The sequence below is a fragment of the Ignavibacteriota bacterium genome, assembly GCA_016218045.1.
In the GTDB taxonomy this organism is placed as follows: Bacteria; Bacteroidota; Ignavibacteria; order SZUA-365; family SZUA-365; genus JACRFB01.
The window spans coordinates 148,840-170,532 of record JACRFB010000012.1; the positions used below are offsets into that span (position 1 = coordinate 148,840).

The window sequence follows — 21,693 nt, forward strand, 5'->3', positions numbered from 1 at the left end:
GATCTCAGGTGCCTGCAACTGTGCAACGACATGTCCGTTTCATGCCGGCCTTGTGCCGAGAAGCACGTGCAGCAGCACGCGGCCGACGTTTTCAAGGGTTTTCGGCGAGCAGTTCTCGGGTGTGTCGCGGTGTGTGTGCCAGTATTTCCGTCGCGGTTCGGCGGCCTTGTGGCCGACAAGCTCGGCGTCGATGATGTTGATCGTCTTGATACCCGCCGTGGTGTTGAGCGCGATGTGATCGTCGATGATACCCTCGTGCGCCTCGACGCGGAAGTTGCCCGCCGACAGTGTACGCGCGGAGGTCCACACCAGTTTGACGATGTCCGGGGCGTAGCGCACCGACATCTCCTCCTGCGGGAATCGCGCCTCGATGTCGCCGACGAGGTCGAGCAGTATGCCGAATGCGGGTTTCAGACCCGAACCGACACTCGCCGCATAGTACTTGCTCCCGATGCAGTACATGGCGTCGTCGCCCTCGCGTCCGTAGTCCTCACCGTCGAAAAGCACGATGTCGATGCCGATGGCAGGAGGCGAGGCGGCGAGGATTTCGGCGAGATGCAGCAGCACCGCCACGCCGCTCGCGCCGTCGTTGGCTCCGAGTATCGGACGCGCGCGGTCGGCCTCGTTGGTCTCGCGGTCGGCGCGCGGACGCGTGTCCCAATGCGCGGCGAGCAGCACGCGGAATTGCGCCTCGGGTTTGAAACGCGCTATCACGTTTGTGAGCGAGAGCCGCTCACCGTCGTAGCCGGGCATGTCGAACTTCTGCGTCGTCACCGTGTCGGCAAGCGGCGTGAGGAAATCGATGAAGTACTGCAGGCAGGCGGCGTGTCCCGCGCTGCCGGGTACGCGTGGTCCGAACGACGTCTGCTTCACGAGCAGCTCGAAAGCCCTGTCGCCGCTGTAGGCCGGCATGGTTTTCGGCGCGACGAATTGCATGGTCTGCGGCGGGGGCGGCGGCAATTCCGGATTTTTCTTTCCGCATGACGCAAGCACCAGGCACAGGGCTCCGGCAAGGACAAAACGCGGGAAAACGTGAAGACGGAGAAACATGGCGTGTATCGGGCGAATGAAAAGAAAGCGGCAGCGCAGTATGCGCCGCCGCTGTGAATGTACCGAAATTGCGTGTTATTTCATCAGGGTCATGAACATCGTGCGGATTCGTCCCTCGGATTCGAACACGCAGGTGTACGTGCCGCTCGCGAGCCGCGATCCGTCGAAGGCAACGCGGTGCCGTCCCGCCGGCGCGACGCTGTCGAAAAGGGTGGCGACAAGCGTGCCGAGCGGGGAATACACCCGCACAGCCGCGCGTGCCTCGGCCGGGATGGAGAAGGTGACGGTGGTTGCCGGATTAAAGGGGTTCGGATAATTCTGCTCGAGTCCGAATGCCAGGGGCATGGTGTTGTCTTCCACGCCCACGAGCGACGGATCGATGTCGAGGATCTCGAAATCGTCGACGGCTGCTTCGACGAGACTCGGCTTGTCGGTCACGCTGTCGGCGGCCGAGAACTTGACCATCAGGTCCGCCGTGAGATCCACGTGATCCTTCAGGCGGAAGATCTTCGCACGCCACGCCGCGTCGGCCTCGTGTGTGTCTTCGAGGAACTTCCACGTGGTGCCGCCGTCGCTCGAGATGCGCACATACCAGGCGTCGATGTTGGGATTCATGCCCTGGTCATTGGAGTACCAGCGGTAGTAACGGAGCACGGGATTGCTCATCGCGCTCACGTCGTATTTGCGTGAGATCAGGTCGTTCGAGCCGTTGTCGACGTCATTTTCACCCAGTTCCGATCCCGCGGGAGCGTTGCCCGTCACCCAGCAGCGCAGCTTGTCGACGCCGATGGTGTGGTCCTCGTTCGGCTGTACCCACGGCGCGTCGGGCGGAGTGCCGAGTGCGCTGTTGAAGGTTCCTATGGGTGCGGCGCGCAGCCACTTGCCCGTCTCGCACTCGGCTTCGACGGTCCAGCCGTCGGTCACTTCCGCGTCGTTGTAGAATTTGGTCTCGTATCCGACGAGCATCATAAAATCCTCGGCCGGCGCGTTCAGCGGAACACTCACCACGCTGCCGTAATTGTCGCGGCCTTCGAAATAGTAGCGGACGATGGTGCCGGCACGCTGCGCGGGGAGCAGTCCGGAGAAGGTGCGCGTCTGATCGTTCACCGTCATCGGGATGCGCGAGGAACTGCCCCATCCGTCGGTGGTATAGACGAGATCGACGGTATTGATCTTGAGCAGATTGCGGTTGATCGATGCACCCACGTAGATGGTGCCGCCGATCGGATAAGGATCGGTCACGTTCTTCTGGTCGCGCAGCGCCTCGTGTTCGAGACGGAGCCCCGAGCCAGGAATGCCGTGTTTCAGGAAGGCGGGAATGATGCCGGCCGAATTCGGCGTGCCGTTGGCGAGATTTGCGTCGTCGTCGTCGGCGACGAGGATCTCGATGAAATAATCCGCGAAGGCCTCGCCGTCGGTGGTCGCGTCGGGCGTGCCGTACAGCGTGAAGTGTGTGAGTGTGCGCGTGATGTCGAGGCCGATCGCCTTGCGCATGTCCCACACCGCGCCGGTCAGGATCTGGCCGTTGTCGTGGTACTCGGGGAAAATGTCCTTTGGATAGACGTAGTTGTTGTCGGCATTGCGCAGCGTCCCCTCGTTCGGGCCGTCCACAAAGAAGCCGATGCCCAGGCGGGGATCGTCGCGGATCATCATCGCCACGATGTCGGACATCGCCTCGCCCAGCGCCTGATTCGAAATGCCCGAGCGCCGGATCTTCGTGTACATGAACTGCTGTATGCCGTGCCCGAATTCATGGTAGACGACGTCGGCGATCTCGCCGGTGTTGCCGCAGCGCTGTGCGCCGCTGCCACCCGCCTTGAAGAAGTTGAGCGTGGTCTTGGCCGGATCCCAGAACGCGTTGCAGGTCTGGTTCACGTTGACGATGCCCTGAAGCTGCCGGTCGAGATCCGACAGCGTGGCCGAGGTGTCGAGCGCGCGGAAGTAGTTGCGGAAGGCGGTCATGTGATAGAAGACATTCCGCTCCGATGCGGCGGAATTGGCATCATCCCACAGAATGTTGTAGTCCTGTCCCGTCGGGGCTGTGACACTGATGCGCGCGTTGCGGATGCTGCTGCTCGAGTCGGCGCGTCGCGCCACGGCGTAGGGTCCTGCGAGACGCGCCACAAGCGGCGCGGTGAGTTCGGTGCCGATGTCGGCGGTGTAGCGCCCGTCCTTGTCGGTGATGTACTGCTTGCCGCCCACCCACACGAAGGCATTGGGCAGCGGCACCGTGGTGGCGCCCTTCACGTACGAGTCCTTGAAAATCGAGACGGACACGGTGCCGGTGATTGTATTGGCGGTTGCGCGGACGGGTCCGCCCGGCTCGCCGTGCAAGTTGTTCACGAGATTGCGGCGCCAGAGGATCGAACCGTTGTGCGCGTCGACGTAGGTGTCCCACAATTCCTCGGGGGAGGCGTCCACAATGAAGCGGTACACAAGGCGGTAGTCGATCCGTGTGCCGTATTCAAGCGGCAGTACGAAGAGGGTGCCGTCGCTGATACGGTCGGACGCGGGGGGCTGCGCGAGTCCCGCCGTGGCGTTTGCGGCCGCGGCGGCCTTGCTCACGGTCGGAAGCACGGAGACGGAGATCGACGGATGATAATCGGATCCGAACATGAACACTTTGCCGTTGCCTGCGATGCGCAGTTCGATGTACGAGTTGAGCACGTCGATGCCTTCGTGCACCTGCACGTACTTCTGGTAGATTTTCCCGTTGACGGGCACCGACGACAGCAGGCGCAGTTTCGCGGGATCGGCGCGGAGCAGATCCGCGTGCGCGCGGATGAAGCTCATACCCGCGGCGTGTGCGTTGCGTTCGTCGACACGCGTGTAGCCATCGATGGAAATGCCCTCGCCCCAGGCGCGGTGCGGATTGCCCGTGAGTGTGTTGTAGTGCATCTCCCATGTGGGGTGCGCGTCGAAAAAGGCCCCGAGCGCGGCACTGGACTTCGAGAAGGAGGCACCGCGCTGCAGATGCACGGGAGCATAGACGGTGGCGGATCCGGGAAGACGCACTTCCGGACCTTCGTCGCCGCGGGCCCGCAGTGTCGCGGTGCCAACGGTGAGCAGCAGGAGGGCAAGGAGGAATCGTGTCACGAGGCGTTCCTTATGAGGAGTGAAACAGTCGGTTGTCAATGTGTGTCCAATGCGGCAAAATGCGGGGTCAGCGGGTCACGAGCAAACGTGTGTGCGCGCGGCCGGAGGCGGTCTGCGCGCGGATGATGTAGGCGCCCGGCCGCAGGACGCCGGAGGGTATCGCGGCGCTGAACGTGCCCGCGGCGGCCGCGCCGTCGCGGAGCAGCAGCACTTCCTTCCCGAGCGCGTCGTACACGGACAGACGCAGCGTCGTGGCACGGTCGAGTCCGAGACGCACGGAGGCGCCCGCGGAGGCGGGATTCGGATGTACCGCGATCCGCAATACCGAGGGCAGCGGCGCCGCGCGGCCCGCGTCGAGCGCGCCGTCGAGGTCGAGCACCTCGAAGTCGTCGAGGGCCGCCTCGACGATCGATTCGGGCTTGTTGTCGGTCGCGAGGAATGCGAGACGCATGCCGGGACCGGGTTCGAAATAGTCGCGGACACGGAAAATTTTCATGGTCCAGGACGGCTCGGGACGTGTGGTGTACTCGATGTTCTTCCAGGTCACGCCGTCGGGCGAGATGCGCACCAGCCACGGATCGGATCCGGGGCTCGACACCGACGCGGTGTTGGTGAACCATCGGTAGTAGCGGATAATCGGATCCCGATATCCGCTCATATCCATCACCGGTGTATGCAGAGTGGTGCGGCCGCTGTCCACATCGTCGAAATCGTGCCCGAGCGTCGTCGCGGCGTTTCCGGTGACCCAGCAGATGGTCTCGGCCGTGCCCGGCGTGTGGTCGAGATTCGTCTGGATGTACGGGGCGTTCGGCGGCGTGCCTTGCTGCTTGTTGTAGGTACCGTTCGGCGTGGCGCGCACCCATCTGCCCGTAGCGCATTCGTCCACCTGCGTCCAGCCGTCGGCGCTTTCGAAGGTCGCGAGGGTCTGCGAACGGTAGCCGAGAAGGAAGACGTAGTCCGTCGCCGGGGCGTTGTAGGGAAGACGCGCGACGGAACCGAAATTGTCGTTCGCCTCGATGAAATACCGCACCACCGCGGCGCGGGCGAGCGGCGGGAAGGCGCCGGTGAAGGACTTCGAGGCCGCGTCGTAACTCAGGGCCACGGTGTCGGATGTGAGCCACAGATCGGTGCTGTACACCAGCCGCGCACCGCCGATGGTGAAGAGATTGCGCGCGACGGTCTCCTTCGTGTCGGCGGTGCCGTACACGCCGATGCTGGTGAACGCGTCGCTCTGGTCGGCGATGGGCGTGTGTGTGAGCACGATGTTGTTGCCCACGATGCCGTGCGCCACGAAAGCGGAGATGATGGCCGCCGCGTTGGGGGAGCCGTTCGAGAGGTCGCCGTCGTTGTCGTCGGCGATGAGTGTCTCGAGGAAGTAGTCGAAGAAGGCCTCGCCGATGGTCTTGCCGTCGGGCGCGCCGTAACGCACTTTGTGTGTGAGACGGCGGGCGGTCTCGATGCCGATCGCCTTGCGCATGTCCCACACGGCGCCGGTGAGGATGCGTCCGTCGAGATGGATTTCACCCGCGAGATCCCTCGGGTACACGAGGGTGTTGTTGGAATTGCGCAGCGTGCCCGCGCCCGCGTTTTTGTAGAAGCCGATGCCGATCCGTTCGTCATCGAGAATCATGTTCGCGGTGATGTCGGCCGAACCCTCGCTCACAGCTCCGCTGCGTATGCCCTGGCCGTTGAGTTTCGGATATGTGAAACTGTTGATCGCGTGCCCGTACTCGTGGTAGATCACGTCGGCAATTTCGCCGGTGTTGACGCAGCGGTCGCTTTCACGGAAGAAGTTGATCGTGCGGCCGTTCCAGTTGGCGTTGCACTCCTGATTGATGTTCACCACGCCCACCATCTGTTTGTCGACATCGGCAAACAGCGAGGACGTGTCGAGCGACCGCACGTAGTCGCGGATGGCGCGGATATGGAAGGCAGCCATACGCTCGGCCATCGTCGAATTGCCGTTGTCCCACACGAGTTCCAGCGGCTGGCCCGGACGTATCGTCGAGACCACACGCGCGTTCGGTGTCCCGCTCGCGGAATCGGAGCGGCGAGCCAGGGAGTGCGGACCGGCAAGCCGCGCCACTAGCACGGCGCTGTCGCCCGTAATAGTCGCGCTGAAGGTGCCGTCGTCGGCGGTCACCACTTCCTTGCCGCCGATGTTCACGTACATGCGCGGCATTGGCTGCAGGGCCGGAGGAGTCAATAGATTCTGGCTGTACACCGACGCGGTGACACGTCCCGTGACGATGGCCGTCGCCGCCTTCTCGCCGCCCTCGTGCCCGAAACTGTGCACGAGCGACGTGCGCCAGAGAATACGTCCGTCGGTGGCGTCGATATAGGTATCCCACGCTTCCTCGTCGGAGACCGTCACTTCAAAACGGTACACAAGGCGGTACTCGGCCTTGTCGGGATATATCAAGGGAAGGATGAACAGCTCGCCGCCGCGCACGTCCATCAGTGCCGGATCGCCGTCGAGGCCCGCGCGGGCGAAGCGCCCGGCCGCGCCGCGGTCGAGGCCCGGCGCCACGTCCACATCGAGTCCCGGATGAAAATCGGATCCGAACATAATGACACGTGCGTCGGACGAGATGCGGACGTCGACTCGCGCGTTCAATACGGGAATGCCGCGATGGCGCTGCCTGTAGATGACGTAGCCGGTGCCGTCGTACACCCGCGCCGACAGCAGTTCCAGCGTGGCGGGTTCGGCGCGCAGTACGTCGGCGTATGCCGCGACAAAACGCGACGCCGCGTCGGCGAGATTTGTGACGTCGATGTGTGTGAAGCCCTCGATGCTGAGGCCCCGGCCCCACGCGCGATGCGGGGTACCCGTGACGGGATTCCACGTCGCCGTCCAATCGCGGTGTGTTGCAAAAAAGGCGGTCGCTCCCGATTTCGCCAGCGGCGCGCGGAAGGCGGCCGAGGGTGAGTACACGATATCCTCGTCGGGAAGGCGCACCTCGGGTCCGGAATGCTGCGCATGGAGCATCGTGGCGGTGAACAGGGCACACAGACAGAGGGCGATGGTCGAAAAATGCTTCATGGGGTCCTTGAGCTGATGTGGGCGGCATGTGCCGCGGAGCTGAAAAATGTCATGCGACGGGATGCGCGTCTCGGGCCGCGCCGGATGCGTAGTCTGACGGATTCTCCGTCGCGCGCTCGAACACCGCCGCGGCGAGTCGCTGCCAGTGCCAGCAGGCGGTCAGCCGTTCCGCGCCCGCGTGGGCGAGCGGCGGTTCGTGCATGGCGCAATTCTCGTCGGCAAGTTCGCAGCGTGTGCTGAAATGACAGCCGGCGGGGTAGGCGGTGGGACGCGGCACCTGGCCGGCAATAATCGGCAGGCGGCTGCGCCGCGGATGCCGGGCGGGGACGGACCGCAGCAGCGCTTCATTGTACGGATGCAGCGGCGCGCTGAACAGATCGTTGGTGCGCGCGACTTCGACAAGCCGCGACGCGTACATGACGGCAACTCTGTCGCAGGTCTGCGCCACGATCGAAAGGTCGTGTGTGATGAGAAGGACGCCCATGCCGAATTCGTGTGTGAGGCGGCGGAGCAGGTCCAGGATCTGCGCCTGCATCGTCGTATCGATGGCCGTCGTCGGTTCGTCGGCGATGAGAATATCAGGCGAGCAGAGCAGGCTCATCGCGATGAGCACGCGCTGGCGCAGGCCGCCGGAGAGCTGATGCGGATACGCGTCCATCACACGCGCGGGATCGGGGATGCCGACATGCTGCAGCATTTCGATGGACCGTGTCCGGGCCTCGATCCGTGTCATGTTCCGATGATGCAGCAGGACCTCGTTCATCTGCGCGCCGACGGAAAACACGGGATTCAGCGCGGTCATCGGTTCCTGGAAAATCATCGCGATACGATTGCCGCGGATGTCGCGCAATGCGCGCTCGTCGAGCCCGCGCAGGTCGATTCCGTTGAACAGGATGGCTCCGTTGGTGACACGGCCGGGGTGGCGGACGAGTCCGAGCACCGACAGGGCGCTCACGGTTTTACCGCAGCCCGATTCACCCACCAGGCCGAGCATTTCTCCCCGCGAAATGGAAAAAGAGACGTCCTGCACGACGGGAGCGGGTCCGTCGGCTGTCTCGAACACCGTGGTGAGGTGCTCGACCGATAGAATTGCGGGACTGTCTTTGTACACGCGATCAGGTTTCTGTGCGCGGCGCGGGCCGCGGGAATTTCCTCGCGGCGGGGAGGCCGAATGCGGCACATTTTTTTAATATACGCCATGCGGGGCCCTGAACATACCACGCGGCCCCGCACACCAAGAACGACAACCGCCGGCGCCCCGACGTTACACGCGCGCGGGACGGCGCGCGGGACCTTGTCACAGCGGGTCCGGCGCGCTATCTTGTCGCTTTCCCTCACCCTCATCCGTTTCACGCCATGAACGACCGCGCCGCAGCCCAGTTTCACGAGTACGAAGACTTCCACAAAAACGCGCTGCGCATTCTCGACGCGCGCGCGGAGAAGGTGAAACTCGGGGGCGGGGCGAAGGCGATCGAGCGACATCATTCCCGCGGCAAGATGACCGCGCGCGAGCGCATCGCTGCGCTGGTCGACGACGAGGCCTCCTTCCTCGAAATCGGCCTGTTCACCGCCTACGGCATGTACGAGGAATACGGCGGCGCGCCCTCGTCGGGCACGGTGTTCGGCATCGGACGCATTCACGGACGTGATTGTGTGATCGTGGCGAACGACGCGACGGTGAAGGCCGGGGCGTGGTTCCCGATAACCGTGAAGAAGAATCTCCGCGCGCAGGAAATCGCCATCGAGAACGCCATCCCGATCATCTACCTCGTCGATTCCGCGGGAGTGTTCCTGCCGATGCAGGACGAGATCTTTCCCGACAAGGAACACTTCGGACGTATATTCCGGAACAATGCCATCATGTCGTCGAAGGGCATCGTGCAGATCGCGGCGATAATGGGGTATTGCGTCGCGGGCGGTGCGTATCTGCCCATCATGAGCGACGAGGCGATGATCGTCGACGGCACGGGCAGTGTCTTTCTCGCGGGAGCGCATCTTGTGAAGGCCGCCATCGGCGAGGAGATCGACAACGAACTGCTGGGCGGAGCCCGCGTGCACTCCGAACAGAGCGGTGTGACGGATTACCGTATGCCCGACGACGCAACCTGTCTGGCCGCGATACGCGACCTTGTCTCGAAACTCGGCGCGACTCCCGCCGCTGGCTTCGACCGCGCGCAGCCCGTCGCCCCCGCGCGGCCTGTGGACGACACGCTCGGCCTGCTGCCCAGGGACCGCACCAAACCGTACGACATGTTTCAACTTCTCGACACCGTGATCGACGCGGGCAGTCTCACCGAGTACAAGGCCGATTACGGACGCAGTCTCATCTGCGCCTACGCGCGTATCGACGGATGGGCCTGCGGCATCGTGGCGAATCAGCGGTCGATCGTGAAAAATGGTCGCGGCGAAATGCAGATCGGCGGCGTGATTTACAGCGACAGCGCCGACAAGGCCGCGCGCTTCATCATGAACTGCAATCAGAAAAAGATCCCGCTCGTGTTTTTCCAGGACGTCACGGGCTTCATGGTCGGCAGCAAGGCCGAACACGGAGGCATCATCAAGGATGGCGCAAAACTCGTGAACGCCGTGGCCAACAGTGTGGTGCCGAAGATCACCGTTGTTGTGGGCAACAGTTACGGCGCGGGCAACTACGCGATGTGCGGCAAGGCCTACGATCCACGCTTCATCTTCGCGTGGCCGTCGGCGCAGATCGCCGTCATGGGCGGCGCGCAGGCCAGCTCGACGCTGCTCGAGATACGCCTCTCACAGTTGAAACACCAGGGTCGTGAAATCAGCGAGGCCGAACAGCAGGAACTTCTGCGCGGCATTCAGGAGAAATACACCGAGCAGACGAGTCCGTACTACGCGGCGGCGCGGCTGTGGGTGGATGGTGTCATCGATCCGCGCGCGACGCGCGACGTGGTGTCGCGCAGCATCGCCATCACCAACAACAATCCTGAGATTCCGCGCTTTAATCCCGGAGTGATTCAGACGTGACCGCTCGCGCCGCGCTCGCGCTGTGCGCGGCAATCGGCGCGGCGCTTCTCGCGCAGCCCGAATCGGCGCGCGCGCAGAGCCGCGGCCTGACGGAGAGGATCGCCGAATTTTTCCTGCCCGATATTCTCGGCGAGGTGCACACCCTGCGCGCCGCGATCGCCGCCATGCCCGACACACTTCCCGCGGGACGACACGCGCAGCTCGAGCGCGTCGACGCGATCTACGACACGGCGCTTGTCATTTGCGAGGGAGCGCCGCGCGAGGCCCTGCTGGCCTGCGCCATCGCCACGTTGCCGTACCGCAGTTTCCCCGCCGTGCTGCCGCTCGCGGGACTCGTCGTGCGTGTGCCCGTCTCGACGGAGAGTGTCGCGGAATTCGAGGCGCGGCGCGCGCGACTGCCCGTGTTGCTGCTCGCGGACGCGGGCGGCGCCGGTGCGGACAAGCTGCCGCACTTTTTCGGCTCAGCGTATCTGCGCCTCGTGCTCGGCTCTGCTGAACTCGCGGCGCTGGCCGGCGTGTGTGTCGAATGGGGTGAAGCGCTGTTCAAACTCGAGGGCTTCGAAGACGAAATGGATCTGCGCGCGAACGCGCTCGGCGTCTGTTTTGCGGAACACCTGCGTCTCCATCCTGCCGCGCGTCCCTCCGACGTCTTGTTTTCGGGGTCCGCCTGCCGGTAAATTAGTTGTATGAACGATCGCATCCTGGTTGTAGACGACGAACGCGGCATCCGCGAGATGCTCCGCATGACGCTCGAGTACGAGGGTTTCACCGTGCACGAGGCCGACACGGGCGCGGGCGCCCTCGAGGCGCTTGGCGGCGCGCAGTTCGATGCCGTGCTTCTCGACGTGAAAATGCCCGGCCTCGACGGAATGGAGACACTGGCGAAGATACGCGAGCGCGACGACGCCGTGCCGGTGATCATACTCACGGGGCACGGATCAATCGAGACGGCCGTCGAGGCGACGCGGCGCGGCGCCTTCGACTTCCTCTCCAAGCCGCCCGACCGCGAGAAAATCCTCATCACGCTTCGCAACGCGCTGACGCAGACGCAACTCCTGCGTGAGAACCAGCGCATGCGTCGCGAGATCGAGGGCACCGACGACATCATCGGGACGTCGAAAGCGATCACCGACCTGATGTCCACCGTCGAGCGTGTCGCGCCCGCCGAGGCCTTCGTGTTGATCACAGGTGAGAACGGCAGTGGCAAGGAACTGATCGCGCGCGCGGTGCACCGCCGCAGCGCCCGCGCGGGCAAACCGCTTGTCGAGGTGAACTGCGCCGCGATCCCGTCGGAACTCATCGAGTCCGAACTGTTCGGTCACGAAAAGGGATCGTTCACGGGAGCCACGAATCAGCGCATCGGAAAATTCGAGCAGGCGCACACGGGCACAATACTGCTAGACGAGATTGGCGACATGAGTCTCGCGGCGCAGGCGAAAGTGCTGCGTGTGCTGGAGGAGGGCACCTTCGAGCGGGTCGGCGGCAACCGGCTTATCACCGTCGATGTGCGTGTGATCGCCGCGACAAACAAAGTGTTGCAGACCGAGATCAAGGAGGGGCGCTTCCGCGAGGATCTGTTCCACCGGCTCAATGTGATTCCGCTGCACGTGCCGCCTCTGCGCGAGAGGCGCGAGGATATCCCGCTGCTCATCGCCCACTTTCTGCAGGACGCCGCAAAGCGCAACAAACTGCCCGTGCGGCCTGTCGACCGCGAGGCGGTGTCGGCATTGCGCGAGATGCACTGGCCCGGCAATGTGCGCGAATTACGCAACGCGGTCGAACGGCTGGCGATACTCGTGGCCGGACCCATCACGCTGGCCGATGTGCAGCGCTTCGTCGAGGGCAGCTCCGACGCCATCGACGCGCTGTTCAGCGCCGAAATGACGTTTCAGGAATTCAAGGACAAGGCCGAGGCGCTGTTCCTCGGCGCGCAGCTCGAACGGTTTCAGTGGAACGTGAGCCGCACCGCCGACGAACTCGACATACAGCGCAGCCACCTGTACACGAAGATCAAGAAGTACGGACTCATGCGCGACGTGCCGGAGGACTGAGCATGTCCGCCGCGCGCGGCCGCGTGTCAGGGCCGCTTCAACGAATCGCCGCGACGTTCGAGTCGCCCGATGATCTCGTCGTACAGGCGCGCCCGCTCCTCGGGGTGTTTCGCGTACCATTCCGCCGCGTGCCGCACCGACGCGGTGTCGATGCCGTGCGCCCGGTAGATCGAGTCGATCGTGCGCACGCGCGCGACGCTGTCGCTGTGAAGGAGCTGCGCCGCGACGAGCGCGTCGGCCTGCGCGGCCGCCAGGCGTTCGCGGGGAACAGGAGGCGCGGAGTCGCCGCCGCAGGCGGACAGCGCGAAGGAGAGCACGGTGAGTGAGACGCCGCAGAGCCACGAGACGGGCGTGTTTCCGCGGGGCGAACGGTATCTTCTTGCTGTGACGCTCATCTGGGGTTCAACGTTCAGTGTGACCAAGGTCGCGCTCGACGACATTGCCCCGCTGATGCTGCAGGGGCTCCGCTTCGCGCTCGCGGCGTGTATCGTCGGAATCTATACCTGGCGCGACATCCGCGCAAGCACGCGCGAATCGCTGCGCGCGGGACTCATGCTCGGCGTGATGCTCGGCGGCGGTTTCGCGCTGCAGACAGTGGGCCTTGTCGAAACCACCGCATCGAAGGCAGGTTTCCTCACGGGCACACTCGTGGTGTTCACGCCGCTGCTGCAAATGGCCGTCGAACGGCGCATGCCCACATGGGGCAATCTCGCCGGCGTCGTGATCGTCGCGGTCGGACTCTACATCTTCACCTCGCCCGACGGCGCCACATTCAACACCGGCGACGCGCTGATACTCGGCTGCGCGGTGGTTTTCGCCTTCCATGTCGTGTATCTCGACGTGTTCACCAGCGCGGGATTCCGACGCGAGATCGTGTTTTACCAGTTCGCCGTGACCAGCGTCATCGGCTTCGTGGCCTATCCCTTCGTGTCGCAGCGAGCAACGGTGTTCACCGGTCCGGTTGTCCTGTCGATCGTGTATCTCGCCGTGTTCGCGTCAGCGATTGCGATCTTTGTCCTTTCCAAATACCAGCGAGAAACGACGCCGACACGCGCGGCGCTGATCTACACGATGGAACCCGTCATGGCCGCGGCCATCGCGGCGCTGTTCATCGGCGAGAGACTCGAGGGCGAAACCGCGCTCGGCGGCGCCATCATGCTTGCGGGACTGCTGACATCCGAATTCTCGACGCTCGCCGGACGGCGGCGTGCAGGGCGCGTGGATTAAACTGTTCCGCTGAGTCCCTCGAAATACACGTCCTTCACACGCATCGGCGGAAGCAGCATCGGGAAATGGGTGTTGCGCGGCTGCACGGGTTGCGCAGGGCCCATCGCTTCGATCGACTTGAAGATGTGCGCTGCCGATTCGCGCATCACCAGATTGCGCACGCCGCGTGTCACCTTGCCGTCCACGATGAGAAACAAGCCGTCCTTCGTCGGTGCCGTCAGGGTGCCGGACGGTGGATCACTGATCATCGCCGATCCGAATCCGTGGATCAGCACGCCGTGTTTGGTGGAGGCGATGATGTCGTCCAGCGTCTGCGTCCCTCCCTCCATGATGAGATTGGTGGGGAAGGGCAGCGGATCGGAGCGCCGCTGCAGTGCGCGGAAACGCGAGAGTGTCGCGTGTTCAACAACACCCGCGCGCACCCAGGAGACGGGTTCGAGACGCTGCCCGTCGAGTGTGAACGGCATGGACGGTACGCGCGGATCCATCGGATCGGATCGGAGAGTCACTTCAGTTGCGAAGAACTCGCTGCCGATCCGCGACGTGCCGTCGAGCTTGCGCAGCATGCTGCGGTTTTCGTCGACGGCCTGCTGATCGAAGGCGCGCAGCACGGGCAGCATTAGATCCGCCAGCGCCTCCGGAAGAAAGATGGCGGTGATGCGCGCCGGTTTGAGTTCCACGGGCTCTTTCCACGCGCGCGCCGTTTCCACGGCCTTCCGCGCGAGGTCGAGCGGATCGATGTCGCGGAGCCGATGCGAGCGGCGTTCGGTGAATGCCGCGCTGCCGCCGTCGGGGGTGTGGACACGCACCTGGCAGAAGGCCTGCGTCCAGGGCTGATACGCGAAGAGTCCCTTGCTCGACGCGATGGCGAGTGACGAACGCGATGAGACGAGTTTCGCGGAGACAAGCGTGCCGCTGTCGCGTCCGAGTGCGCCGAGGGCCGCGATGGACGCTCGCCACGCGGTTCCATCATTACGCGTGAAGGTGTCGGTCATGGGCGCTTCGGCGATATCGAGACTGCCGGGATACGGCAGCACGGCCTGTGCAGGCGGCAGAAGGGCGGCGGCTTCGGCGGCGTCGCGCGCAAGGGCCGCGAGTCCCTCGTCGTCGCTGCGGCCGGTTGCGGCGGTGGCGTAATGATCACCGACACGCACGCTGAGCTGTATGGTCCTGTCGTGCAGCGCCGAGGGCTGCTGCGGATGATTCGCGGCGATTGTGACGCCGGCGCTCTCGATGTCGGAGACGGTCACAAAACTTTCGTCGGCCTTCGACGCGCTCAGCGCGCGCGTGCAGATGTCGCGGGCTTCCTCGCGTGTCATCGTTTCTCCTCCTGCGGCGGCACGACGGCGACCGAGACAAACTTGGCTGCGGGAACGCGCAGCGAGAACGGGACCTCCCACTGCGGATTGACGGTGTTCGGGAAGAGATCGCCACCCGTTTCCAGTGTCGACGCGCCTCCCAGGGCATTCAGGCTGCTCCAGAAACTTTCGAGCGAGGCCTCGTATTCGGCGTCGCGCACCATCCCCGCCTTCTTTCCGTTTTCGATGCGCCAGACGCGCTGGCCCCCCGCATGAAAATACCTGCGGTTGATGCTGTGTGTCATGCTGCCGCGGCCTTCGATGAGCAGACCTTTTTCGGTGGACTGTATCAGCGCCTCGAGTGTCGTGTCCTCGTCCGCGGGGGCGACGGCGATATTGGGCATCGAGAAGCGCGGCGCACTCTGCCAGCCGCCTGCACGCGACCATGCACCGCGCCACGGCGCGGTGATGGCGTTCAATTCGTCCGATCCGGGGATGCCCGTGATGCGGCCCTGCTCGACGATCGGGTATGTTGCAGCCGGCCGACCCGTGTCGTCCCAGCCGCAGCTCGCGAGTCCGCCCTCCATGGCCGTGTCCCACGAGATGTTCAGCAACGGAGATCCGGCGCGGGACTCGGCGAGTCTGTCGAGTGTGAACACATTCGCCACGGGATTGTCGCCGTCGAGGCCCGCCAGGCTCAGCGGATCGAGGTGGGGGAGCAGTGTCTCGAGCAGCACGCGGCGCATGTGCGAGGGGGCGAGCACGAGGTCGTAACTGCCAGGTTCCACGGGACGCGCGGCCTGCATCTCGAGCGCCTCGTCGGCGGCCTGCCAGACCTCGGTCTCGAAAGTGCCGGTGGTTGCGAGTTCCCAGCCGCCAAGGCGCGCCTCGCGTGAACCCGAGCGCGAATCGATGCGTCCGGTCCGCTGATCGAAGGCGGTGACGGCGAAGTTCGGATACGTGATCGTGGAGGTCTGTTCGGCCGTCGCGTCGAGTGATGAGACGAAGATGCTCTCGCGGCGCACCTGGAACAGATTCGACACGGCGTACGCCACGTTTTTGTTGTTTGCCGCCGGCCGAAGAATTGAGAGGAGGAAGTCCTTTTTTTCCTTCAGCGGGATATCGAACGGATTCACGGTGCAGGGACCCTGCCAGCGTACGGAGGTGTCGCTGATGCGGCCCTCGGTTGAGAAGGGGATACGGTCCGGACCCGCGGCTTCACCGGCGAGCGCGCAGGCCTCGCGGGCCATGGCCTCGGGATCGACGGGTGCCGGGTAGCGCGTCGACACCGACGCCCATGCTCCACGGACATGGACACGCAGGTTCACACCCATGCTGTCGTTGTTTGTGACGGAGTACAGGTAGTCCTTGCGCACTTGCAGCGACTGCGTGCGCAGCCGTACAAAACGCGCGTCGGCATAGTCCGCGCCCGCGTCCACGGCTTCCTCGACGAGGTCCTGCAGCAGAGCGACGGGATCACGGTCGCCTTTTTTCGGGGTCCATACGCGGGCGTAGCCGTGCAGGGGCGCGACTGTTGCGACGCCGAGCAGCCCGGCGGTTTTTATGAATGATCGTCTGTTCATGGCGGTGTAATTCTCCGGCGACAAGATAGGGAATTTTTGATATTCAGCACCCGGGGCCTATCTTCAAAGATTGAGATGACTTCGCTCCATGCCGTCATATCGGGCCTCGTGCAAGGGGTCGGGTTCCGCTACTTCGCTGCGCAGACGGCGTCGCGTTTGGACATATCCGGCTTCACGCGCAATCTGATCACGGGCGAGGTGGAGGTGCACGCAACGGGCGAGCGCGAGCGGCTCGAGGAATTCCTCGTGGCTCTGCGCCGGGGGCCGCGCGCCAGTATGGTGCGTGATGTGCGCGTGCAGTGGGACGAGGCCTCGCACGCGGGGTATGTCGGATTCGAGATACGCTGAGACCCATGGAAACGCGCATCGGGTACGGGTACGACGTCCACCAGCTCGCGGAGGGTCTGCGGCTCACACTCGGCGGCGTTGTGGTGACGGAGGAGTTCGGCTGCGTGGCGCATTCCGACGGCGACGTGCTGCTGCATGCGGTCTGTGACGCGCTGCTCGGCGCCGCCGCACTCGGCGACATCGGGCACCACTTTCCCGACACCGATCCCGCGTACAAAGGCGCGTCGAGTCTGGCGCTCCTGCGTGCGGTGTGCGCGCTGCTCGCGGAGGCGGGCTGGGCGCCGGTGAATGTGGACGCGACGCTCGTGCTCGAGCGGCCCAAAATCGCGCCCTTTGTCGCAGAGATGCGCGCCAACATCGCAGCGGCGATGGGTGTGGACGAGGACGCCGTGTCGGTGAAGGCCACCACGTCGGAGCGGCTCGGGTTTGTGGGCAGCGGCGAGGGTGTGACCGCGCACGCGGTGTCATTGCTTCGGAGGATCTAAACGCGTGGATGCGGTCGTCACCTGGATCACGGGACTCGACATCGGGTACATCTACCTCGCGGTGTTCCTGATCTCGTACATCGAAAACATTTTCCCGCCGTTTCCGAGCGACGTTGTTGTGGTTTTCGCCGGATCGGTTGTCGGCCTCGGCGTGGGCAGCGCGCCCGTCACCGTGCTGCTTGCCTCGATCGGCAGCACGCTCGGATTTCTGACCATGTACGAGATCGGACGCAGGGTGGGCGACCGCGTGCTCGAGACAGGCCGCATCAAGTTCATCTCCGTCGAACTCGTGCGGAAGGTCGAGGACTGGTTCCGCCGCTGGGGCTATTGGATCATCGTGCTGAACCGCTTCATGGCCGGGACACGGGCCGTGGTCTCGTTTGGCGCCGGCATGTCGGAATTGCGTCTGCTGCCGACACTCGCGCTGTCGCTTGTCAGCGCCGCCCTCTGGAATGTGCTGCTCGTCACACTCGGCGCCGCGATGGGCGCGAACTGGCGCGACATCGGCTCGTACCTCTCCACCTACAGCGGCGTCGTCAGCATCGTGATTGCCACGGGTCTGCTCGGCTGGGGTCTGGTCGCGTGGCTGCGCTCGCGCAAACGCAGGCAGAACGGCGCGGGAGGGGCCTGACGCGGTGTTCGAGATCTTTCTCGTTTGGGACGAGGCCCTGTTTCGCTGGATCAACACCACGTGGGCGAGTGGCGCGGGCGACGCGTTTTTTGTGTTTGTCACCGAGACAAAAACGATGGCGGTCCCGTATCTCCTCCTGATCATCGGCATTGTCGTGGCGGGAAAGCGCAAGGGTCTTGCCGCCGTGTTGCTGCTGGCCCTTGTCATTCTCTGCTGCGATCAGTTCAGCAGTTTTGTCCTCAAGCCGCTCGTCGGCCGCGTGCGGCCCTGCACGGCGCTCGAAGGGGTGCGTCTGCTCGTCGGCTGCGGCGGCGGCAAATCCTTCCCCTCGTCGCACGCGGTGAATAATTTCGGAGCGGCCTATCTTATTTCCGCATTTTTTCCGCGTATGCGCGCGCCCATGTACGCGCTCGCCTCTGCCGTGGCGCTGTCGCGCGTATACGTGGGTGTGCATTATCCCGCCGACGTTGCGGCCGGCGCATTTATAGGGACGGGCATAGCGGCCCTGCTGGTGCTGCTCTACGACGTCGTGCAGAAACGCATTCCCGCAACACCCTGGATTCCCGCGCGGCGGACGCTCCCCGTCCCGGTGGCAGGGTAGTAACGCGGAACGATGATGCAGCGCAGAAAGATTGAACGGGGCGACCGTCGCCGCCTTTTCGGACTCGCGGGAATGACGGGTCTGCTTCTCGCGGCGGCGTTTCCTCCCGTGCCGACGGGCATCACCGCCTTTGTCGCACTGATACCATTTCTGTTTCTGCTCGACGCGCTCGCCGGCGACAGTGCGGGGCGCGTGTTCCGCTACGTGTACGTCGCGTTCCTCGTCTTCAACGCGGGCACGATATGGTGGGTCAGTGGCTGGTGGGGGCAGGATCCATGGCTCAAGGCCGCGGGTGTCGCGGTGAATCTCGTGCACCCCGTGCTGTTCACGGTGCCGGCCCTCGTGCTGCATCTGCTGCGCCGCCGCCTGGGCACGACACCGACCCTGGCCGTCTTCCCGTTTCTGTGGACGGCCTGGGAGTATCTGCTGCATCTTCCGGAACTGTCCTTCCCCTGGCTGCTGCTCGCAAACACACAGTGTTTCGACATCGAGAAGGTCCAGTTCATCGAGTACACCGGCGCCTTCGGCGCGTCGTTCTGGATCGTGTCTGTCAACGTGCTGCTGACGCTCGCGGCGCGGACCCTTCTCGAAGGCGGTGCGGCCGCGTGGCGCCGCGCGGTACGCCCGCTCGCCGCCGCGGCGATGCTCCTTGCCGCGCCCGAGATCCACGGACGCATCGTGCTTGCGGAACCGGTCGGCGGATCCGCCCTGCGTGTCGCTATCGCGCAGCCCAACATGGATCCGTACGAAAAGTGGGGCGCGGGCGAATCGGCGGCGGACAAACTGGCCAACCTGATGCGGCTCTACGACTCCAGCGTCACGTTCGCCCGGCCGGATCTGGTGCTCTTTCCCGAGACGGCGATACCATTCTACATCCGTCAGCCCTCGTACAGCGCGGAATGGGCATGGCTCCGCGCGCATATCGACAGCGCGGGCGTGCCGCTGCTGACGGGATTTCCGGATCTCGCCTGGTACGAGCGCGACGCACCCGCGGGCGCGCGCAAACTGCCGGAACAGGACGTCTGGTACCAGTCGTTTAATTCCACGATGGTGCTTCTGCCGGGCGACAGCCGCGTGGGTGTGTATCACAAGTCGCGCCTCACGCCGATGAGCGAGCGCATCCCGTATCTCGACATGCTGCCGTTCCTGCAGGACGCGTTGACGTGGGGCGTCGGTATCAGCAACTGGGGACTCGGCAACGACACCACCGTGCTCGCGCTCGATAGGCGCAGGAAGGATGCGCGGATCTGGGCGATGATCTGTTACGAGACGCTGTACCCCTCGTTTGTCGCAGGATTTGTGGCCCGCGGCGCGAACGCGCTGCTGGTGGTGACCAACGACGGCTGGTTCGGAAACTCGTCCGGACCCTATCAGCTTCAGCGCTACGCCGTGCTGCGTGCGATCGAGACCCGCCGCGCGGTGGCCCGCTGCGCAAACAACGGCATTAGCTGTTTTATCGATCCGTACGGCCGCGTCTCGCAGGAAACACAGTTCGGCACACGTGGATGGATAGCCGGCCCGCTGCCCCTGCGCGCCGACACGACCGTGTTCGCGGCGCACGGCGACTGGTTCGCGCAGCTCTGTCTCGTTCTCGCCGCCGCCGCCACTCTCGCGGCGATATTTCTCCGCAGGAAAAAAGAGCAATGAATCCGAAATATGATCTCCGCAGCGACACCGTGACGCGTCCCACCTCCGCCATGCGCGAGTACATGCTGCGCGCGGACGTGGGGGACGATGTGTACGCCGAGGATCCCACTGTCAACGCGCTGCAGGAACGTGTGGCAGCGATGTTCGGCAAGGAGGCGGGCCTGTTTGTGCCCACGGGCTCCATGTCGAATCAGCTCGCCATCAAGGTGCACACGCGCCCAGGGGAGGAGATTCTCTGCGAGGCGGGTGCGCACATCTACTACTACGAGACTGGCGCGCCCGCGCTCATATCCGGTGTGCAGGTGTGGCCGCTGCAGGGGGTGAACGGCGCGCTCGACGCGGATCAGGTGGAGGAGGCGGTACGGCCGCCGGCGTACTACTATCCCCGGACGCGGCTTGTCTGTCTCGAGAACACGCACAACAAGGCGGGCGGACGTCTGCTTCCCATCGAGGGCATGGAAGCGGTCTCCGCGCGCGCACGCGGGCTGGGGCTTGCCGTGCATCTCGACGGCGCGCGGATTTGGAACGCCCATGTCGAGACCGGCGTTCCGCTCGCGCGTTACGGGGCGTTGGCCGACACCGTGTCGGTGTGTTTTTCGAAGGGACTCGGGGCGCCCGTGGGATCGATGTTGCTGGGTCCGCGCGCGCTGCTCGTCGAGGCGCACAAGCTGCGCAAGATACTCGGCGGGGGCATGCGTCAGATCGGGATTCTCGCGGCCGCGGCCGACTACGCGCTCGATCACCATCTGGCGCGGCTAGCCGACGATCATGCGCACGCGCGCAGTTTCGCGGCGGCGCTGTCCTCCAAAACGAGTTTTCGCACCGATCCGTCCGAAGTTGAAACCAACATGGTGATGCTGCGCTTCCCCGCGCGGCAGGATGCCGCCGACGCCGCCGCGGTGCTCGCCGCCGCGGGCATCGCGACCGGCCTGAGCGATCCCTTCACCGTGCGCGCCGTGTTTCATCTCGACATCTCCGCGGCGGATACCGCCGACTGCATCACCATTGTCACACAACTCTTCGACTGACATGGACCTCGACCTCTCCCAGTTTCCGCATGTGTATCCCTTCCGTGTGCGCTCCTTTCATGTGGACCGTCAGAACGTCGTTCACAACATCTGGTACTTCTTTTTTCTCGAGGAGGCCCGCGTCGAATTCATTCGCGGCATCGGCCTGCCGATGGATGCCGAGACGTTTGTCACCCACTCGCGTTTCTATGTGGCGCGCAACACCTGCGACTACCGCGCGGCGGCCTTTTTTGACGATGAGCTGCTGATCCATTCGCGTGTTTCCGCCGTCGGCGATTCGTCCATCACCTTCGAACACGCCATCACCAAACAGGCCGACGGCACGCTCGTCGCCACCGCCACACACGTCCTCGTGCACATCGACATCGCCAGCAACCGCCCCTCGCGTATTCCCGACACCCTGCGCGCCCTGCTCCCGTAGCGGGACAGCGGGACAGCGGGACAACGAAATGGTGTCTCGCTGAGCGGAGTCGAAGCGCGACGGGACAGCGGGACAACGAAATGGTGTCTCGCTGAGCGGAGTCGAAGCGCGACGGGACAGCGGGACAACGAAATGGTGTCTCGCTGAGCGGAGTCGAAGCGCGACGGGACAGCGGGACAACGAGACA

General features: G+C 64.4%; 18 protein-coding genes. 11 read left to right on the forward strand and 7 right to left on the reverse strand.

Annotated elements, in window-relative coordinates:
• Positions 1-39 precede the first annotated feature (39 nt).
• The 4 genes from HY962_03955 to HY962_03970 all read right to left on the reverse strand — a co-directional run bounded on the left by HY962_03955 (position 40) and on the right by HY962_03970 (position 8,300).
• A complete protein-coding gene (locus HY962_03955; GenBank protein MBI5646062.1) occupies positions 40-1,050 on the reverse strand; it encodes a M28 family peptidase in 1,011 nt (336 codons plus the stop codon).
• 75 nt (positions 1,051-1,125) lie between these two features.
• A complete protein-coding gene (locus tag HY962_03960; GenBank protein ID MBI5646063.1) occupies positions 1,126-4,146 on the reverse strand; it encodes a hypothetical protein in 3,021 nt (1,006 codons plus the stop codon).
• Positions 4,147-4,213: 67 nt separating this feature from the next.
• The gene (locus HY962_03965) at positions 4,214-7,189 is read right to left on the reverse strand and encodes a T9SS type A sorting domain-containing protein (protein MBI5646064.1); all 2,976 of its coding nucleotides are present in this window, start codon (positions 7,187-7,189) and stop codon (positions 4,214-4,216) included.
• 49 nt (positions 7,190-7,238) lie between these two features.
• Complete coding sequence (locus tag HY962_03970) at positions 7,239-8,300, reverse strand: ABC transporter ATP-binding protein (GenBank protein ID MBI5646065.1); 1,062 nt, start codon at positions 8,298-8,300, stop codon at positions 7,239-7,241.
• 245 nt (positions 8,301-8,545) lie between these two features.
• Between HY962_03970 and HY962_03975 the strand changes: the two genes are divergently transcribed.
• The 3 genes from HY962_03975 to HY962_03985 are packed head-to-tail and all read left to right on the forward strand — an operon-like array spanning position 8,546 to position 12,237.
• Positions 8,546-10,186, forward strand: coding sequence for an acyl-CoA carboxylase subunit beta (locus HY962_03975; GenBank protein ID MBI5646066.1), 1,641 nt, complete (start codon positions 8,546-8,548; stop codon positions 10,184-10,186).
• Positions 10,183-10,863, forward strand: a complete 681-nt coding sequence (locus tag HY962_03980) for a hypothetical protein (GenBank protein ID MBI5646067.1) — start codon at positions 10,183-10,185, stop codon at positions 10,861-10,863. Before HY962_03975 ends, HY962_03980 begins: the two co-directional genes overlap by 4 nt.
• Before the next feature lie 9 nt (positions 10,864-10,872).
• Positions 10,873-12,237, forward strand: coding sequence for a sigma-54-dependent Fis family transcriptional regulator (locus HY962_03985; GenBank protein MBI5646068.1), 1,365 nt, complete (start codon positions 10,873-10,875; stop codon positions 12,235-12,237).
• Between the two features lie 26 nt (positions 12,238-12,263).
• On the opposite strand, the gene HY962_03990 is transcribed toward HY962_03985, so the two are convergent.
• Positions 12,264-12,554, reverse strand: a complete 291-nt coding sequence (locus tag HY962_03990; GenBank protein ID MBI5646069.1) for a DUF4296 domain-containing protein — start codon at positions 12,552-12,554, stop codon at positions 12,264-12,266.
• Between the two features lies 1 nt (position 12,555).
• On the opposite strand from HY962_03990, the gene HY962_03995 reads away from it, so the two are divergent.
• Positions 12,556-13,464 (forward strand): DMT family transporter, encoded by a 909-nt coding sequence (locus HY962_03995; protein ID MBI5646070.1) that lies wholly within the window; start codon positions 12,556-12,558, stop codon positions 13,462-13,464.
• Here HY962_03995 and HY962_04000 read toward each other — a convergent pair.
• The gene (locus tag HY962_04000; GenBank protein MBI5646071.1) at positions 13,461-14,783 is read right to left on the reverse strand and encodes a hypothetical protein; all 1,323 of its coding nucleotides are present in this window, start codon (positions 14,781-14,783) and stop codon (positions 13,461-13,463) included. The genes HY962_03995 and HY962_04000 overlap by 4 nt on opposite strands.
• Positions 14,780-16,345, reverse strand: a complete 1,566-nt coding sequence (locus HY962_04005; protein MBI5646072.1) for a TldD/PmbA family protein — start codon at positions 16,343-16,345, stop codon at positions 14,780-14,782. The genes HY962_04000 and HY962_04005 overlap by 4 nt, the downstream gene beginning before the upstream one ends.
• A 75-nt stretch (positions 16,346-16,420) precedes the next feature.
• Between HY962_04005 and HY962_04010 the strand changes: the two genes are divergently transcribed.
• From HY962_04010 to HY962_04040, 7 genes are read left to right on the forward strand one after another with little or no spacing between them, the layout of a single operon-like run.
• Positions 16,421-16,693: an acylphosphatase gene (locus HY962_04010; GenBank protein ID MBI5646073.1), complete on the forward strand. Its 273-nt coding sequence runs from the start codon at positions 16,421-16,423 to the stop codon at positions 16,691-16,693.
• 5 nt (positions 16,694-16,698) lie between these two features.
• Positions 16,699-17,178, forward strand: coding sequence for a 2-C-methyl-D-erythritol 2,4-cyclodiphosphate synthase (locus HY962_04015; protein ID MBI5646074.1), 480 nt, complete (start codon positions 16,699-16,701; stop codon positions 17,176-17,178).
• A 4-nt stretch (positions 17,179-17,182) separates the two neighbouring features.
• Positions 17,183-17,809, forward strand: coding sequence for a DedA family protein (locus tag HY962_04020; GenBank protein MBI5646075.1), 627 nt, complete (start codon positions 17,183-17,185; stop codon positions 17,807-17,809).
• 4 nt (positions 17,810-17,813) lie between these two features.
• Entirely contained in the window at positions 17,814-18,410 is a 597-nt protein-coding gene (locus HY962_04025) for a phosphatase PAP2 family protein (protein MBI5646076.1), read from the forward strand.
• A 15-nt stretch (positions 18,411-18,425) separates the two neighbouring features.
• Positions 18,426-20,057: an apolipoprotein N-acyltransferase gene (gene lnt / locus HY962_04030; protein MBI5646077.1), complete on the forward strand. Its 1,632-nt coding sequence runs from the start codon at positions 18,426-18,428 to the stop codon at positions 20,055-20,057.
• Positions 20,054-21,085, forward strand: coding sequence for an aminotransferase class I/II-fold pyridoxal phosphate-dependent enzyme (locus HY962_04035; protein ID MBI5646078.1), 1,032 nt, complete (start codon positions 20,054-20,056; stop codon positions 21,083-21,085). The genes lnt and HY962_04035 overlap by 4 nt, the downstream gene beginning before the upstream one ends.
• Before the next feature lies 1 nt (position 21,086).
• On the forward strand, positions 21,087-21,506 hold the full coding sequence (locus HY962_04040; GenBank protein MBI5646079.1) for an acyl-CoA thioesterase: 420 nt from the start codon (positions 21,087-21,089) through the stop codon (positions 21,504-21,506).
• Positions 21,507-21,693 lie beyond the last annotated feature (187 nt).

Excerpts from the sequence above, each read along its gene's own strand:
- HY962_03955 (MBI5646062.1), bottom strand. The coding sequence starts at position 1,050 with ATGTTTCTCCGTCTTCACGTTTTCCCGCGTTTTGTCCTTGCCGGAGCC.
- HY962_03965 (MBI5646064.1), bottom strand. The coding sequence starts at position 7,189 with ATGAAGCATTTTTCGACCATCGCCCTCTGTCTGTGTGCCCTGTTCACC.
- HY962_03975 (MBI5646066.1), top strand. The coding sequence starts at position 8,546 with ATGAACGACCGCGCCGCAGCCCAGTTTCACGAGTACGAAGACTTCCAC.
- HY962_03985 (MBI5646068.1), top strand. The coding sequence starts at position 10,873 with ATGAACGATCGCATCCTGGTTGTAGACGACGAACGCGGCATCCGCGAG.
- HY962_04000 (MBI5646071.1), bottom strand. The coding sequence starts at position 14,783 with ATGACACGCGAGGAAGCCCGCGACATCTGCACGCGCGCGCTGAGCGCG.
- HY962_04005 (MBI5646072.1), bottom strand. The coding sequence starts at position 16,345 with ATGAACAGACGATCATTCATAAAAACCGCCGGGCTGCTCGGCGTCGCA.
- HY962_04010 (MBI5646073.1), top strand. The coding sequence starts at position 16,421 with ATGACTTCGCTCCATGCCGTCATATCGGGCCTCGTGCAAGGGGTCGGG.
- HY962_04015 (MBI5646074.1), top strand. The coding sequence starts at position 16,699 with ATGGAAACGCGCATCGGGTACGGGTACGACGTCCACCAGCTCGCGGAG.
- lnt (MBI5646077.1), top strand. The coding sequence starts at position 18,426 with ATGCAGCGCAGAAAGATTGAACGGGGCGACCGTCGCCGCCTTTTCGGA.
- HY962_04035 (MBI5646078.1), top strand. The coding sequence starts at position 20,054 with ATGAATCCGAAATATGATCTCCGCAGCGACACCGTGACGCGTCCCACC.
- HY962_04040 (MBI5646079.1), top strand. The coding sequence starts at position 21,087 with ATGGACCTCGACCTCTCCCAGTTTCCGCATGTGTATCCCTTCCGTGTG.